This window comes from Roseateles sp. L2-2, from assembly GCF_050613215.1.
Classification (GTDB): domain Bacteria; phylum Pseudomonadota; class Gammaproteobacteria; order Burkholderiales; family Burkholderiaceae_C; genus Roseateles; species Roseateles noduli.
On sequence record NZ_CP192509.1, the window covers coordinates 2,127,820 to 2,143,134 of the forward strand.

Here is a 15,315-nt window from a genome sequence, read left to right on the forward strand (position 1 = left end):
GGTGCGCGCGCGACGCATGCAGGCGCGGTGATCGCGTCTTGAATCCGCGAGCGGCGGCCGCACGCCGTCGCTCAGGTTGGAGGGGACTGGAGACAGGACCGGCCGCAGAGCCGGAGGTCGCGCAGCCCGGGAGGATCCGACCGTCGATCGATCGCCGGCCTGCGAAGGCCGCGAGGGATCGGCACAGGTGCCGCAGAGCGCCGGGGGTCGCCCGCGAGGCGTGACGAGCAGGGCTCATCCGAGCCGAGTCAGTCAACGTCAAGGGAGTCGACATGTCCGTGAACACCTCGTTCGGGCGCCACGCCTGGGCGCTCCGCTGCCGCTTCGATCGCGACACCGATCCGTCGGACGCGAGCGCATCGTCAGCCGCTTCCACGTCTTCTTCAGCGCGCCTGAGGCCCGGCATCGCCGCGCTGATCGAGGCGTTCCGTCAACACGGGCATCGCCATGCGCGGCTCGATCCGCTGGGTGATGCGCTTGACGAATCCGGCGCCGACGACGCCTTCAACCTGCTTCGTTTCGGTCTGAGGCCCGATGACGCGGTGGCCGATGACGGCACCATGGTCCTCGGCGTCGCCGAGGCGGCAGCGCTGCATCGGCGATTGGGCGCGCTCTACTGCGGATCCTTGACGCTCGATCTGAGCGCCGTGCGCGACGAGTCCCGTCGCGCGTGGTGGAGCGCCCGTTTCGAGTCGGACGACGCGCCGCTGTCCGCCGACGCGGCGAGCGCGCTGCTACGCCGGCTGGCGCGCGTCGAAGGCTGGGAGCGTCATCTGGCGAGGCGCTTCCCGCATGGCAAGCGCTTCTCGCTGGAAGGCAACGAGGCGCTGCTCCCCCTGCTCGACACCCTGCTGGAAGCGGCGGTGGCGCAGGGCGTGGACCAGGTGCTGGTGGGCATGCCGCATCGCGGCCGCGTGAATGTGCTGGCCAATCTGATGGGGCATCCCGTCGACGCGCTGATCGACTACTTCGAACCCGCGCCGGCGCATCCGGAGCGGCAGCGCGACCTCGTCTATCACCTGGGCGGCACTTCGCGCGTGCAGACGGCGCACGGCGCGGTGCGCCTGCGCCTGGCGAGCAACCCGTCGCACCTGCAGAGCGTCTACCCGGTGGTCGTTGGCATGGCGCGCGCGGCGCGCTCCGCGGCGGGCGACCGGCCGGAGCGCTGCATGGCCGTGGTGATGCACGGCGACGCCGCTTTCGCAGGGCAGGGCGTGGTGATGGAGACCTTGGCGCTCGGTCTGAAGCAGGGCTACGAAGTGGGCGGCGTGATCCACGTCGTCATCAACAACCAGCTGGGATTCACGGAGCCGAATCCGATGGATGCGACCTCGGCGCGCTATTGCACCGATGCGACGCGCGGTGTGGACGCGCCGGTGCTGCGCGTGCATGCCGACGATCCGGAGGCGGTGCTGCGCGCGGCGCGGCTCGCGGTCGACTACCGCGCGCGCTTCGGCACCGACGTGGTGATCGATCTGGTCGGCTATCGGCGCCTGGGCCACTCGGAGCACGACGTGCCGCTGCTCACCAGTCCGGCGCTGTACCGACGCATGCCGGCGAAGGCGGGCGTGACGGCGCTGTATGCGGAACGTCTGACGGCGGACAAGCGGCTTCTCGTTGAAGACGTCGCGGCCATCGTCGCGGAGGTGGACGCCTTCGATCCGACGCGACCGCTCGACAGCGCCGCGCCGCTGGTGGATGACGCGACACCGACCTCGGAGAAGCGCGCGCCCATCGGCGATCTGCACGATGTCCTGGAAGCGTTGGCGCAACTGCCTGAAGGTTTCGAGCCGCACGATCTCCTGCGCGATCAAGCGAGCCGATGGCGCGGGATGGCCGACGACGCACGCCGTCCCGCCGACTGGTGCACGGCGGAGACGCTCGCCTGGGCGCAGGTCCTGCGTGCGGGCGTGGGCGTTCGGATCTCCGGCCTGGACGTGCAGCGCGGCACTTTCCTGCATCGGCATGCGGTGTGGCATCACCAGGGACGCGAGGTCGATACAGGCAGCCTGTCGGTCGCAGGTGAGGGAGAGAAGCGTGGCGATCCTCGAATCGGTGCACCCTCGACGTGGACGCCGTTGTCGCGCTTCGCCTCCGAAGGCGCGCGCCTGGAGGTCGTCAACTCGCTGCTGGCGGAAGAGGCGGTGCTCGGTTTCGAGTACGGGCACAGCGTGCAGGCGCGCGACGTGATGACCGTGTGGGAGGCGCAGTTCGGCGACTTCGTCAACGGGGCGCAGGTCTACCTCGACCAGTACCTCAGTTCCGGCGAGGAGAAGTGGGGCGACACCTCCGCGCTGACCGTGCTGCTGCCGCACGGCTACGAGGGCGTGGGGCCAGAGCACTCGAACGGTTTCCTCGCACGCCTCCTGCAGCTGTGCGGCGCGGACAACCTGCGCGTGGCGATGCCGTCGACGTCGGGTCAGTACGCGGCGCTTCTGCAGCGTCAGGCGTTGGATCCAGTGCGCAAGCCGCTGATCGTGATGACGCCCAAGGCGGTGCTGCTGGCGGAGCCGCGCAGCCACACGCCGATCGGCGTGCTCGCGGCCCGTGGCTTCGAACCGGTACTGGACGACGACACCGTCGACGATGCGCAGGCCGGCGGCGTGCGGCGCATCGTGCTGAGCAGCGGCAAGGTGCACTACGACCTGCTGAGCGCGCGGCAGGCGATGGCGGGCTCGCTCGCCGATCCGATGGCCGGCGCGACGGCGCTGGTGCGTGTCGAGCAGCTCTACCCGTTCCCGCGCGAGGCGCTGGCGGCGGTGCTGCAACGCTACCCGCTCGTCGAGGAGATCGTGTGGACGCAGGAAGAGACGCGCAACCAGGGACCGTGGCACTTCGTCCGCGATGAACTGGAAGCGCTCCTGCCTACCGGCGCCCGACTGCGCGAGGTCTCCCGCGCCGTGACCGCAGCGGGCGCCACGGCTTCGCCGGTGATCCACCGGTGGCAGCAGGCGGAGTTGGTCCGCCGGGCCTTCCTCACTTGATCGTCGTGAACCGCGCCTCCGGCCGGTCGTCGGAGCGATGCGGCGTGGTGACGCTCTTCTTCATCGCCCATGGGCGCACCTGGTGGTGAAGCGGGATGAAGAAGACCTCGTCGCGGATGCGCACGAGGCCCTCCTTCAGCAGCGCGTTGCGCTTGGTCACGTCGCCCTCGACCTTCGCCGCATCGATGATCTGGTCCAGCTTCGCGTCGCTCAGCCGGAAGTAGTTGCCGCTGCCGTCCGCGCCGCCCGCGCGCGTGCGCGCCAGCGACTGCATCGTGTACAGCGCGTCATACGTCGGCACGCCCCAGCCGTACAGGAACAGCGGGTACTCGAAGGCCTGCAGCTTCGGGCTGAAGGTGCTGAAGGACTCGGTCTGCAGCCGCGCCTTGATGCCGACCTTGCTCCACATCGACACCACGGCGAGGCAGATCTCCTCGTCGTTGACGTAGCGGTTGTTGGGGCAGTTCATCGGCACGTCGAAGCCGTTCGGGTAGCCGGCCTCGGCGAGCAGCTTCTTCGCGCGTTCGGCGTCGACCTTGGTCGGCACGTCGATGTCCGGCGCGTTGCCGTTCACGCCCGGTGCGACCATGATGCCGGCCGGCACCGACAGCCCGCGCATCGTCGCGCGCTTGATCGCCTCGCGGTCGATGGCCAGGGACATCGCCTCGCGCACGCGCTTGTCCTTGAACGGGTTCTTGCCGGTCACGCTGCTGCCCTTGAGCTGCTCGCTGCCCTGGTCCATGCCGATGAAGATCGTGCGCGTCTCGCTGCCCTCCGCGACGCTGAGCTTCGGATCGGCCTTGAGCCGGCCCACGTCCTGCGTCGGGATGTCGGACAGCAGGTCCACGTCGCCCGACAGCAGTGCCGCGACGCGCGTCGGGTCGGACTTGATCGGCGTGTAGACGACCTCGTCGACGTTGGTCGCGTTCTTCGCGTCCCACCACTCCTTGTTCTGGACCATGGTGATGCGCTGGTCCGGCTGCCAGCCGGTGATCCGGTACGGGCCGGTGCCGTTGGCGTTGCGCGTCGCGAAGGTCTCTTCCTTGGCCTTGAAGTCCGGCAGGTTGGTCGCCTTGTTCTTCTCCGCCCAGGTCTTGCTCATGATGCGGAAGTCGACGAACTGGCGCAGCAGGATCGGGTTGGGCGCGCCCAGGATCACGTCCACGGTGTGGCTGTCGACCTTCTTGATGTCGGTGACGCCGGCCACGAACGGATGCATGGTGCCGACCGGCTGCTTGATCCGATGGAAGGAGAACACGACGTCGTCCGCGGTGAAGGGCGAGCCGTCGTGGAACTTGACGCCCTTGCGCAGCTCGAAGCGGACCTGCGTCGGACTGACCTGCGTCCACTTGGTGGCCAGCGAGGGCTCGACCTGGTACTGGCGGTCGTAACGCGTCAGGCCCTCGTAGGCGTGCATCGAGATCGCGTTGGTCGTGCTGTGGTTCTGAGAGTGCGGATCCAGGGTCAGCACGTCGTTCTGGGCAGCCCAGCGCAGCGGCGCGGCATGGGTGACCCCGACCGTCGCCGCGAGCGCGGCGATGCACAGGGCGGTCAGAGCGGTGCGAGCGGCACGGGTGGTACGAGCGGATCGGATCGATCCGGAGTGGTTCCTCGACATGAGCGGTAGCTCCCTTGGCAACGTCGTTAAGCAAACGTGAAGTCGCCTGGATGCTAGCCGCCGGGGCTGTCGTCAGGAGGCCGGTCCACCCTGGGGATTGCCCCAAGGGCGGACCGGAAAATCCAGCCGCCGAGGAAGGACATCCGGATTCCGCGTGACGCAGGTCCGGTCACGCGGGTCCGGTCACGCGCTCACTTGATCGTCGTGAACCGCGCTTCCGGCCGGTCGTTGGAGCGGTGCAGCGTCTGCAGGTTGGCGCGCATCGCCCACGGGCGCACCTGGTGGTGCAGGGGAATGAAGAGGTACTGGTCGCGCGTGCGCACCAGCGCGTCGCGCAGCAGCGCGTTGCGCTTGGGGATGTCGATCTCGCTCTTGGCGGCGTCGATCAGCTTGTCGAGCGCCGGATCGCTGACCTTGGAGAAGTTGAAGCTGCCGTCCGCGCCGCCGCTGCGGGTGCGGGCCAGCGCCTGCAGCGAGTAGAGCGCGTCCATCGTCGACACGCCCCAGCCCAGCATGTACAGCGGCGCCTCGAAGCGCTGGAACAGCTGGCTGTGCTGCGACATCGGCTGCGCGGTCAGCCGCGCGGTCACGCCGATCTTGCTCCACATCGAGACCACGGCCAGGCAGACCTTCTCGTCGTTGACGTAGCGGTTGTTGGGGCAGTTCAGCGGCAGCTCGAAGCCGTTCGGATAGCCGGCGTCGGCGAGCAGCTTCTTCGCGCGGACCAGGTCGGGCTTGGCGGGCTTGTCCAGCGCGGCGTCGTAGCCGTTGACGCCGGGCGGGACCATCAGCGAGGCCGGCACCGACATGCCGCGCATGATGCTGCGCTTGATCGCCTCGCGGTCGATGGCGATGGAGAGCGCTTCGCGCACGCGGATGTCCTTGAAGGGGTTCTTGCCCTTCACGGAGGCGCCGCGCAGTTCGTCGCTGCCCAGGTCCATCGCGAAGAAGATGGTGCGGGTCTCGGGTCCCTCGATCGACTTGAGTTTCGGATCGGCCTTCACCGCGGCGACGTCCTGCGTCGGGACCTCGGTCAGCAGGTCCACGTCGCCCGAGGTGAGCGCCGCGACGCGCGTCGGATCCGACTTGATCGGGATGTAGCTCACCTCGGTGATGTTGCCCTTGTTCTTGTCCCACCAGCCCTTGTTGATCGTCATCGAGATCTTCTGGTCGGGCTGCCAGGAGGTGATCTCGTACGGGCCGGTGCCGTCGGTATGGCGGCTGGCGTAGTTCTCGTCCTTGGCCTTGTAATCGGCCATCTGCGTCGCCTTGTTCTTCTCCGCCCAGACCTTGCTCATGATCCGGAAGTCGACCAGGTTGCGCAGCAGGATGGGCTGCGGCGAGTCGAGGATCAGGTCGACGGTGAAGTCATCGATCTTCTTGATCTCCTTGATGCCGGTGACGTAGATCTGCATCGTGCCCTGCGGCTGGCGGACGCGGTCGAAGCTGAAGATCACGTCGTCCGCGGTGAAGGGCGAGCCGTCGTGGAACTTCACGCCCTTGCGCAGCTCGAAGCGCACCTGCGTCGGGCTGATCGGCGTCCACTTCGTGGCCAGGCAGGGCTCGACCTCCCACTGTTCGTTGTAGCGGGTCAGGCCCTCGTAGGCGTGCTGCAGGATCGCGCTGGTGGTCGTGTGATCCTGCGAGTGCGGGTCCAGCGTCAGCACGTCGTTCTGCGCGGCCCAGCGCAGCGCCACGGCGTGCGCGCCCGGCGCTGCGGCCATCGTGCCGAATGCGAGTGCCAGCGAGAGCGCCATGCGGGCGCGGACGAAGCGGGACGTTGTCGGGAAGCGGAATGTCTGGATGCGGGATGTCTGGATGCGGGACATGGGCGGACTCCGATGAAGCCTGGTCAGGCGATGCTCGGCCCATGCTATGCCCGACGGGGGCAGGCGTTGCTTAGCGCTTCTCCGGGGATGACGGAGGTCTCGGCGTCGAGACGACGGAGGCCGGCGGGGTGGTCGCGGAGGGCGTGGCCGGCGCAGTCATCGGCTCGATGTCCGCATCGCAGCCGATGCCCGCGGCGATCATGCGTCGCGCGTAGCGGCGGATCAGCCGGTTGACGAGCCCTTCCGGCTTGAATGTTCGCAACCCAACATAGCGCGTCGGATGCACCAGCATGCCGCATCGGTACTGCCGGTCGTTCTCGGACCATTGCAGCGCACGGCACGCGCCTTCGCGCTTCAGGCTGACCAGCATGCCGAGCGGGCAGGGCTCGGCCAGGCAGCACACGCCGCAGCCGTTGCACGGCGCGCCGACGGCGGGTTTGGGTGGCGCTTCCGGACGGATCCAGATGACGCTGCCTGTTCGGGAGGACATGCCGCACTGTAGACGGGCGCGCGTCGCCTCTTTCACGGTCGTGCTGCCACGCCGCGCCGCAGTCGCTCCCCGGCGCCATTACGTAGACTCGACCTCTCCCTTACCGGGGAAGACCTTACCGAGGAAGACATATGAAGAAGTTCTCTCTGAAACTGCTGGTGCTCGCCGCCGGCTTCGCCGCGCTGGGCGCCCACGCGCAGGAGCGCATCCGCATCGGCTTCATGAGCCCGGTCACCGGCCCGCAGGCCGGCTACGGCATCGACAACCGCGACGGCGCGGCGCTGGCCATCAAGGAACTGAACGCCAAGGGCGTGAAGGTCGGCGGCAAGCCGGTGGTGTTCGAGCTCGACGTCAACGACGACGTGGCCGATCCGCGCCAGGGCGTGCAGGTGGCGCAGGCGCTGGTCGACAAGAAGATCAAGTTCGTGCTCGGGCCCTACAACTCGGGCGTGACCATGCCGGCCTCGCGTGTGTTTTCCGACGGCGGCGTGATCGTGCTGACGGTGGCCTCCAACCCGCGCATCACGCAGCAGCCCAACCAGTCCAACCTGTTCCGCATCGGCGCGACCGACAACCAGCTCGGCGCGAAAATGGCCGTGTACGCGGCGCAGGACCTGAAGGTGAAGACGGTCGCCGTCATCGACGACCGCACCGCCTACGGCCAGGGCGTCGCGCAGGAGTTCACCGCGCAGGCGACCAAGCTCGGCATCAAGGTCGTGTCCAAGGAGTTCACCAACGACAAGGCCACGGACTTCAGCAGCATCCTGACCGCCGTGAAGGCCGCCAAGCCCGACGCCGTGTTCTACGGCGGCTACTCGGCGCAGGGCGGTCCGATGCTGCGCCAGATGCGCGGGCTCGGCATCACGGCGCCGCTGCTGGGCGGCGACGGCATCTGCTCGTCGGAAACCGCGACGCTGTCGCAGATCGCGAACGACCTGAACGCGTACTGCACGCAAGGCGGCGCGCTGATCGACCGCAGCGCCAAGGGCAAGCAGTTCCTGGACAAGTACAAGGCCGAGTTCAAGCGCGATCCGCTGACCTACGCGGCGTCGTTCTATGACGGCGCGCATCTGCTGGCCGGCGCGATCGAGGCGACGCAGTCCACCGATCCGAAGAAGGTCGGCGAACACCTGGCGAAGTCGAGCTACGCCGGCGTGGCCGGCGAGTACGCCTATGACGACAAGCACGACCTGAAGTCGTCCGCCGTCACGGTGTTCACGCTCAAGGGCAAGGACGTCGTGCCGTTGAAGAGCCTGTGATCTGCTGACTGCGTGAGGCCGCTGGCCCTCACCCCAACCCTCTCCCGCAAGCGGGAGAGGGGGCAAGAGGAGCCAACGCCGCGAGTGGAGCCGATCGGACTCCCTCTCCCGCTTGCGGGAGAGGGCAGGGGTGAGGGTCAGCGGCGGTGGCAGTGCGCCAGGTGTCAGGTCTTGACACCCAGCTCCCGCAGCCGCTCTTCCAGATACTCGTGCGCGGTGTAGCGATCCGACAGGATCACGTCCTCGCGCGGATGCAGGAACAGCGGCAGCGAGACGCGGCTCTTCTTCGCGCCTTCGCCGGTCGGGTTGACCACGCGGTGCTGCGTCGACGGGTAGTAGCCCTGCGACGCTTCCTGCAGCATGTCGCCGATGTTGATGATCAGCATGCCGAAGTCGCCCGGCACGTCGACCCATTCGCCGTCCTTGCCCTGGACCTGCAGCCCAGGCTCGTTGGCCGCCGGCAGGATGGTGAGCAGGTTGATGTCGCCATGCGCCGCCGCCCGCAGCGAGCCGGCCGGCTCGTTGCCGGTCAGCGGCGGATACCGCAGCACGCGCAGCAGCGTCAGCCGGCTGTCCTTGATCATGTTGGACAGCGGCTCGCGATAGTTCTTCGCGATGTCGGCCGGGGTGTGCTTCTCCACCCACGACAGCAGCTCCGCCGCCAGGTCGTTGGCGATGCGGTAGTAGCGCATCGCGTCGTCCTTCAGCGACGCCGGGATCCTTCCCCACGGATAGATGTGGAAGTACTCCTTGATGTCCTTCTGCGTGTGGCCCTTGGCGGTCTCCGAGATCTCGGTGGAGAAGTAGCCGTCCTGTGTCTCCTTGGAGAACGCCAGCTCGTGCTTCTCGGTCCCGTTGAAGTAGGCCAGCCAGTCGGCGTAGATCTTCTCGACCAGTTCCTGGGGCAGCGGGTGGTTCACCAGGACGCCGAAGCCTGTCTCGTGCAGGGAGCGGGTGAATTGCTCGGCCGCATCCGCGGCGCGGTAGTCGACGACTCGAACTTGCATGTGGGATCTCCTGTGTCCCGGGCAGTCCGCCATTCAATGTCGGGGCGGTACGCCAACCCGCAGTCTACTGCTTGGAGTTGCTGCCTCGCAAACGTTTGTGAGTCGATTCCGGGTGTGAGGCCGATGTGACGATCTGTTCGCTTGATCCCTGTCGTGGACAGGGCGCACAAGATGTGGGCGAACCAGCAACAGCAAGGGTTCCAGCGTGGTGCTACAGTCCTGCGCTTGTGACTTCAGGTCCTTCCCGTACCCCTTTTCTGGCAACAGCAAAGGCGGGTCGCAATCCGCCAACCGGTCAAGCCGTGTCGCGGAAGGTTCATAACCAGCCGATAGCTCCGGAAGCCGGGGCAGAGGTGAGCGAAAGATGATGCAGCAATACAGCTCGAACTCCTACCTGTTCGGGGGCAATGCTCCCTACGTCGAGGAGATGTACGAGCAGTACCTCGACAACCCGGGCGCCGTGCCCGACAACTGGCGCGCCTACTTCGACGCGCTGCAGCACGTCCCCGCGGTGGACGGCAGCGACAAGCGGGATGTGCCTCACGCCCCCGTCGTCGAGTCCTTCGCGCAACGCGCCAAGGCCAACGCGCTCAACAACAAGGTGTCCTCCGCCGAGCTCGAAGTGGCCGGCAAGCAGGTGCACGTCCAGTCGCTGATCGCCGCGTACCGCACGCTGGGCTCGCGCTGGGCCGACCTGGACCCCTTGAAGCGCACCGAACGCGCCAAGATCGCGGAACTGGAACCCTCGTCCTACGGCCTCACCGAAGCCGACATGGACCGCACCTTCAGCGCGACCAACACCTATTTCACCAAGGCCGAGCGCATGACCCTGCGCGAGATCGTGCAGGCCTTGCGTGACACCTACTGCGGCTCCGTCGGCGCCGAGTTCATGCATGTCACCGAGCCGACCGAGAAGCGCTGGTGGCAGGAGCGCCTGGAGGCGATCCGCAGCAAGCCGACCTACACGGCCGAGAAGAAGCAGCAGATCCTGGAGCGCCTGACGGCCGCCGAAGGCCTGGAGCGCTACCTGCACACGAAGTACGTCGGCCAGAAGCGTTTCTCGCTGGAAGGCGGCGAAAGCTTCATCGTCTCGATGGACGAGCTGGTGAAGTGCGCCGGCGTGCGCGGCGTCCAGGAGATCGTGATCGGCATGGCCCACCGCGGCCGCCTGAACGTGCTGGTCAACACCCTGGGCAAGATGCCCAAGGACCTGTTCGCCGAGTTCGACCACACTGCCCCTGAAGATCTGCCGTCCGGCGACGTGAAGTACCACCAGGGCTTCTCCAGCGACGTGACCACCCCCGGCGGCCCCGTCCACCTGAGCCTGGCCTTCAACCCCTCGCACCTGGAGATCGTGAACCCGGTCGTCGAGGGCTCGGTCAAGGCGCGCATGGACCGTCGCGGCGACAAGACCGGCGAGCAGGTGCTGCCCGTGCTGGTGCACGGCGACGCGGCCTTCGCCGGCCAGGGCGTCGTGATGGAGACGCTGGCGCTGGCGCAGACGCGCGGCTACTACACCGGCGGCACCGTCCACATCGTCATCAACAACCAGATCGGCTTCACCACCAGCGACCCGCGCGACACGCGCTCGACGCTGTACTGCTCCGACGTCGTCAAGATGATCGAGGCCCCGGTGCTGCACGTGAACGGCGACGATCCGGAAGCGGTCGTGCTGTGCACGCAGCTGGCGCTGGAGTACCGTCAGCAGTTCAAGAAGGACGTCGTCGTCGACATCGTCTGCTTCCGCAAGCTGGGCCACAACGAGCAGGACACGCCCGCGCTGACGCAGCCGCTGATGTACAAGACCATCGCCAAGCACCCCGGCACCCGCCGCCTGTACGGCGACAAGCTGGTGGCCCAGGGCGTGCTGGACGCCGAAGGTCCGGACGGCATGGTCAAGGCCTTCCGCGCCGCGATGGACGAAGGCCGTCACACCGTCGACCCGGTGCTGACCAACTTCAAGAGCAAGTACGCGACCGACTGGACCCCGTTCCTCGGCAAGAAGTGGACCGACAGCTGCGACACCGCGCTGCCGGTGGCCGAATGGAAGCGCCTGGCCGAGAAGGTCACGACGCTGCCGGGCGGCTTCAAGGCCCACACGCTGGTGGAGAAGGTCATCGCCGACCGCGCGGCCATGGGTCGCGGCGACGTCAACGTCGACTGGGGCATGGGCGAGCACATGGCCTTCGCCTCGCTGGTGGCCTCGGGTTATCCGATCCGCCTGTCCGGCGAAGACTGCGGCCGCGGCACGTTCACCCACCGCCACGCGGTGCTGCACGACCAGAACCGCGAGCGCTTCGACGAAGGCATCTACATCCCGCTGCAGAACGTCGCGGAAGGCCAGGCCCCGTTCGTCGTGATCGACTCGATCCTGTCGGAAGAGGCCGTCCTGGGCTTCGAATACGGCTACGCCGCCGCCGACCCGCACACGCTGACCATCTGGGAAGCGCAGTTCGGCGACTTCGTGAACGGCGCGCAGGTCGTCATCGACCAGTTCATCGCCTCGGGCGAGGTGAAGTGGGGCCGCTCCAACGGCCTGACGATGATGCTGCCGCACGGCTACGAAGGCCAGGGCCCCGAGCACAGCTCGGCCCGCCTGGAGCGCTTCATGCAGCTGGCCGCCGACAACAACATGCAGATCGTCCAGCCGACGACCGCGTCGCAGATCTTCCATCTGCTGCGTCGCCAGATGCTGCGCATGTTCCGCAAGCCTCTGGTCATCCTGACGCCCAAGTCGCTGCTGCGCGCCAAGGACGCCACCTCGCCGGTCAGCGAGTTCACCAAGGGTGAGTTCCGCACCGTCATCGGCGAGACGAGCACCGAGATCGACGCCAGCAAGGTCAAGCGCGTGATCGCCTGCTCCGGCAAGGTGGCCTACGACCTGATCAAGGCCCGCGGCGACAAGAAGGACGTCGCGATCATCCGCGTCGAGCAGCTGTACCCGTTCCCGCACAAGGCGTTCGCGGCCGAGCTGAAGAAGTACCCCAACCTGGCCGAGATCGTGTGGTGCCAGGACGAGCCGCAGAACCAGGGCGCCTGGTTCTTCGTGCAGCACTACATCCACGAGAACATGGCCGACGGCCAGAAGCTCGGCTACGCGGGCCGCCCCGCCTCGGCCTCGCCGGCCGTCGGCTACGCCCACCTGCACCAGGAACAGCAGAAGGCGCTGCTGGAACAGGCCTTCGGCAAGCTGAAGGGTTTCGTGCTGACCAAGTGAGTCATTGCGGACGCCGCGCGCCGCAATGACACCGGCGCCGGGGACGGGCACACGCTCCCCGGCGACCGGCAGGCGCAAGGCTCCGGTTTACTGAAAAACCGAGAGAACAAACATCATGGCAATCGTTGAAGTCAAAGTCCCCCAGCTGTCCGAATCGGTCGCCGAAGCGACCCTGCTCACGTGGAAGAAGAAGCCCGGCGACGCCGTGGCCATCGATGAGATCCTGATCGAGATCGAGACCGACAAGGTCGTGCTCGAAGTGCCGGCACCGTCCGCCGGCGTGCTGGCCGAGCTGGTCGTCGCCGACGGCGGCACCGTCACCTCGGACCAGGTCATCGCCAAGATCGACTCCGAAGGCAAGGCCGGCGCCGCCGCTCCGGCCGCTGCCGCCCCGGCACCTGCCGCTGCTGCTGCTGCTGCTGCTCCCGCCCCGGCTGCCGCCGCCGCCTCGTCGGACAGCAAGGCCGGCGTCGCGATGCCCGCCGCCGCGAAGATCATGGCCGACAACAACCTGGCCGCCGGCTCCGTCCCGGGCACCGGCAAGGATGGCCGCGTGACCAAGGGCGATGTGCTGGGCGCGATCGAAGGCGGCGCCAAGCCGGCCACGATCCCCGCGCCGGTGCAGGCCCCGGCCGCCCCGGCCAAGGCGCCGCTGCAGGCTGTCGCCGCGCCGGTGTCCGCCAACCTGGGTGACCGTCCGGAGCAGCGCGTGCCGATGAGCCGCCTGCGCGCCCGCATCGCCGAGCGCCTGCTGCAATCGCAGTCGACCAACGCCATCCTGACCACGTTCAACGAAGTGAACATGGCCCCGGTGATGGAGCTGCGCAAGAAGTTCCAGGACAGCTTCACCAAGGAACACGGCACGAAGCTGGGCTTCATGAGCTTCTTCGTGAAGGCCGCCGTGCACGCGCTGAAGAAGTACCCGGTGCTGAACGCCTCGGTCGACGGCAACGACATCGTCTACCACGGCTACTTCGACATCGGCATCGCCGTCGGCTCGCCGCGCGGCCTGGTCGTGCCCATCCTGCGCAATGCGGACCAGATGAGCTTCGCCGACATCGAGAAGAAGATCGCCGAGTTCGGCAAGAAGGCCCAGGAAGGCAAGCTCGGCATCGAAGAGATGACCGGCGGCACCTTCTCGATCTCCAACGGCGGCACCTTCGGCTCGATGCTGTCGACCCCGATCATCAACCCGCCGCAGTCGGCCATCCTGGGCGTGCACGCGACCAAGGACCGCGCCGTCGTCGAGAACGGCCAGATCGTGATCCGCCCGATCAACTACCTGGCGATGTCCTACGACCACCGCATCATCGACGGCCGCGAAGCCGTGCTGGGCCTGGTCGCCATGAAGGACGCGCTGGAAGATCCGTCGCGCCTCCTGTTCGACATCTAAGCCAAGGACGAACGACACATGAGCAAGCAATTCGACGTCGTCGTCATCGGCGGCGGCCCCGGCGGCTACATCGCGGCGATCCGCGCGGCGCAGCTGGGCTTCAACACGGCCTGCATCGACGAGTGGAAGAACGACAAGGGCGGTCCCGCCCTGGGCGGCACCTGCACCAACGTCGGCTGCATCCCGTCCAAGGCCCTGCTGCAGTCCAGCGAGCACTTCGAGCACGCCGGCCACGGCTTCGCCGACCACGGCATCTCGATGAACGACCTGAAGATCGACATCGCCAAGATGGTCGGTCGCAAGGACGCCGTCGTGAAGCAGAACAACGACGGCGTGCAGTACCTGTTCAAGAAGAACAAGGTCACCTTCTTCCACGGCCGCGGCTCGTTCGTGGCGGCGAAGGACGGCGCGTACGAGCTGAAGGTCGCCGGCGCGGCTGAAGAGACCATCACGGCCAAGCACGTGATCGTCGCCACCGGCTCCAACGCCCGCCAGCTGCCGGGTGCCCCGTTCGACGAGACCAACATCCTGTCGAACGACGGCGCGCTGCGCATCCCGGCCGTGCCGAAGAAGCTGGGCGTGATCGGCTCCGGCGTCATCGGCCTGGAAATGGGCTCGGTGTGGCGCCGCCTGGGTTCGGAAGTGACGATCCTGGAAGCGCTGCCCGCCTTCCTGGGCGCCGCCGACGAGTCCGTCGCCAAGGAAGCCGCCAAGGTCTTCAAGAAGCAGGGCCTGAACATCGAGCTGGGCGTGAAGATCACGTCCGTCGAGAACGGCAAGGACGGCGTCACGGTGAAGTACACCGACGCCAAGGGCGGCGAGCAGACGCTGGCGGTGGCCAAGCTGATCGTCTCGATCGGCCGGACCGCCAACACCATCGGCCTGAACCCCGAAGCCGTCGGCCTGAAGCTCGATGAGCGCGGCGCCGTGATCGTCGACGACGAGTGCAAGACCAACCTCCCGGGCGTCTGGGCCATCGGCGACGTGGTGCGCGGCCCGATGCTGGCGCACAAGGCCGAGGAAGAAGGCGTTGCCGTGGCCGAGCGCATCGCCGGCCAGCACGGTCACGTCAACTTCAACACCATCCCGTGGGTGATCTACACCAGCCCCGAGATCGCGTGGGTGGGCAAGACCGAGCAGCAGCTGAAGGCGGACGGCGTGGCCTACAAGGCGGGCCAGTTCCCGTTCCTGGCCAACGGCCGCGCCCGCGCGCTGGGCGACACGACCGGCTTCGTCAAGTTCCTGGCCGACGCCAAGACCGACGAGATCCTGGGCGTGCACATCATCGGCCCGATGGCCTCGGAACTGATCGCCGAGTCCGTGGTCGCGATGGAGTTCAAGGCCTCGGCCGAGGACATCGCCCGCATCTGCCACGCGCACCCGTCGCTGAGCGAAGCGACCAAGGAAGCGGCCCTGGCCATCGACAAGCGCACGCTGAACTTCTGAGCTCCGGCTCGAAGCGCATCGGATGCGTGAACAAGGGGCGGCGACGAGTCGCCCCTTTTTTCTTGTCCTGTC

The 15,315-nt window shown here is 67.4% G+C and carries 9 protein-coding genes; 5 read left to right on the top strand and 4 right to left on the bottom strand.

The annotated features are described in order from the left end of the window. Positions 1-272 precede the first annotated feature (272 nt). The gene (locus ACQZ13_RS09660) at positions 273-2,984 is read left to right on the top strand and encodes a 2-oxoglutarate dehydrogenase E1 component (protein WP_431051377.1); all 2,712 of its coding nucleotides are present in this window, start codon (positions 273-275) and stop codon (positions 2,982-2,984) included. Here ACQZ13_RS09660 and ACQZ13_RS09665 read toward each other — a convergent pair. The 3 genes from ACQZ13_RS09665 to ACQZ13_RS09675 form a co-directional block, all read right to left on the bottom strand. Next, positions 2,977-4,602, bottom strand: a complete 1,626-nt coding sequence (locus ACQZ13_RS09665) for an ABC transporter substrate-binding protein (protein WP_431051379.1) — start codon at positions 4,600-4,602, stop codon at positions 2,977-2,979. The two genes, ACQZ13_RS09660 and ACQZ13_RS09665, sit on opposite strands and share 8 nt — an antisense overlap. A 191-nt stretch (positions 4,603-4,793) precedes the next feature. Next, the gene (locus tag ACQZ13_RS09670; RefSeq protein WP_431051381.1) at positions 4,794-6,431 is read right to left on the bottom strand and encodes an ABC transporter substrate-binding protein; all 1,638 of its coding nucleotides are present in this window, start codon (positions 6,429-6,431) and stop codon (positions 4,794-4,796) included. Between the two features lie 70 nt (positions 6,432-6,501). Further along, positions 6,502-6,921 (bottom strand): hypothetical protein, encoded by a 420-nt coding sequence (locus ACQZ13_RS09675; RefSeq protein WP_431051383.1) that lies wholly within the window; start codon positions 6,919-6,921, stop codon positions 6,502-6,504. Positions 6,922-7,052: 131 nt separating this feature from the next. Here ACQZ13_RS09675 and ACQZ13_RS09680 point away from each other — a divergent pair, with 131 nt between their 5' ends. Then, positions 7,053-8,180: a branched-chain amino acid ABC transporter substrate-binding protein gene (locus ACQZ13_RS09680; protein ID WP_431051385.1), complete on the top strand. Its 1,128-nt coding sequence runs from the start codon at positions 7,053-7,055 to the stop codon at positions 8,178-8,180. Between the two features lie 164 nt (positions 8,181-8,344). Here the strand turns inward: ACQZ13_RS09680 and ACQZ13_RS09685 are convergent, their stop codons facing one another. Further along, positions 8,345-9,187: an isopenicillin N synthase family dioxygenase gene (locus ACQZ13_RS09685; protein WP_431051387.1), complete on the bottom strand. Its 843-nt coding sequence runs from the start codon at positions 9,185-9,187 to the stop codon at positions 8,345-8,347. A gap of 364 nt (positions 9,188-9,551) precedes the next feature. On the opposite strand from ACQZ13_RS09685, the gene ACQZ13_RS09690 reads away from it, so the two are divergent. From ACQZ13_RS09690 to lpdA, 3 genes are all read left to right on the top strand, one after another. Further along, complete coding sequence (locus tag ACQZ13_RS09690; RefSeq protein WP_431051389.1) at positions 9,552-12,404, top strand: 2-oxoglutarate dehydrogenase E1 component; 2,853 nt, start codon at positions 9,552-9,554, stop codon at positions 12,402-12,404. Positions 12,405-12,519: 115 nt separating this feature from the next. After that, the gene (odhB, locus tag ACQZ13_RS09695) at positions 12,520-13,797 is read left to right on the top strand and encodes a 2-oxoglutarate dehydrogenase complex dihydrolipoyllysine-residue succinyltransferase (protein WP_431051391.1); all 1,278 of its coding nucleotides are present in this window, start codon (positions 12,520-12,522) and stop codon (positions 13,795-13,797) included. Positions 13,798-13,815: 18 nt separating this feature from the next. Continuing rightward, on the top strand, positions 13,816-15,243 hold the full coding sequence (gene lpdA / locus ACQZ13_RS09700; RefSeq protein WP_431051393.1) for a dihydrolipoyl dehydrogenase: 1,428 nt from the start codon (positions 13,816-13,818) through the stop codon (positions 15,241-15,243). The last annotated feature ends 72 nt before the right edge of the window (positions 15,244-15,315 follow it).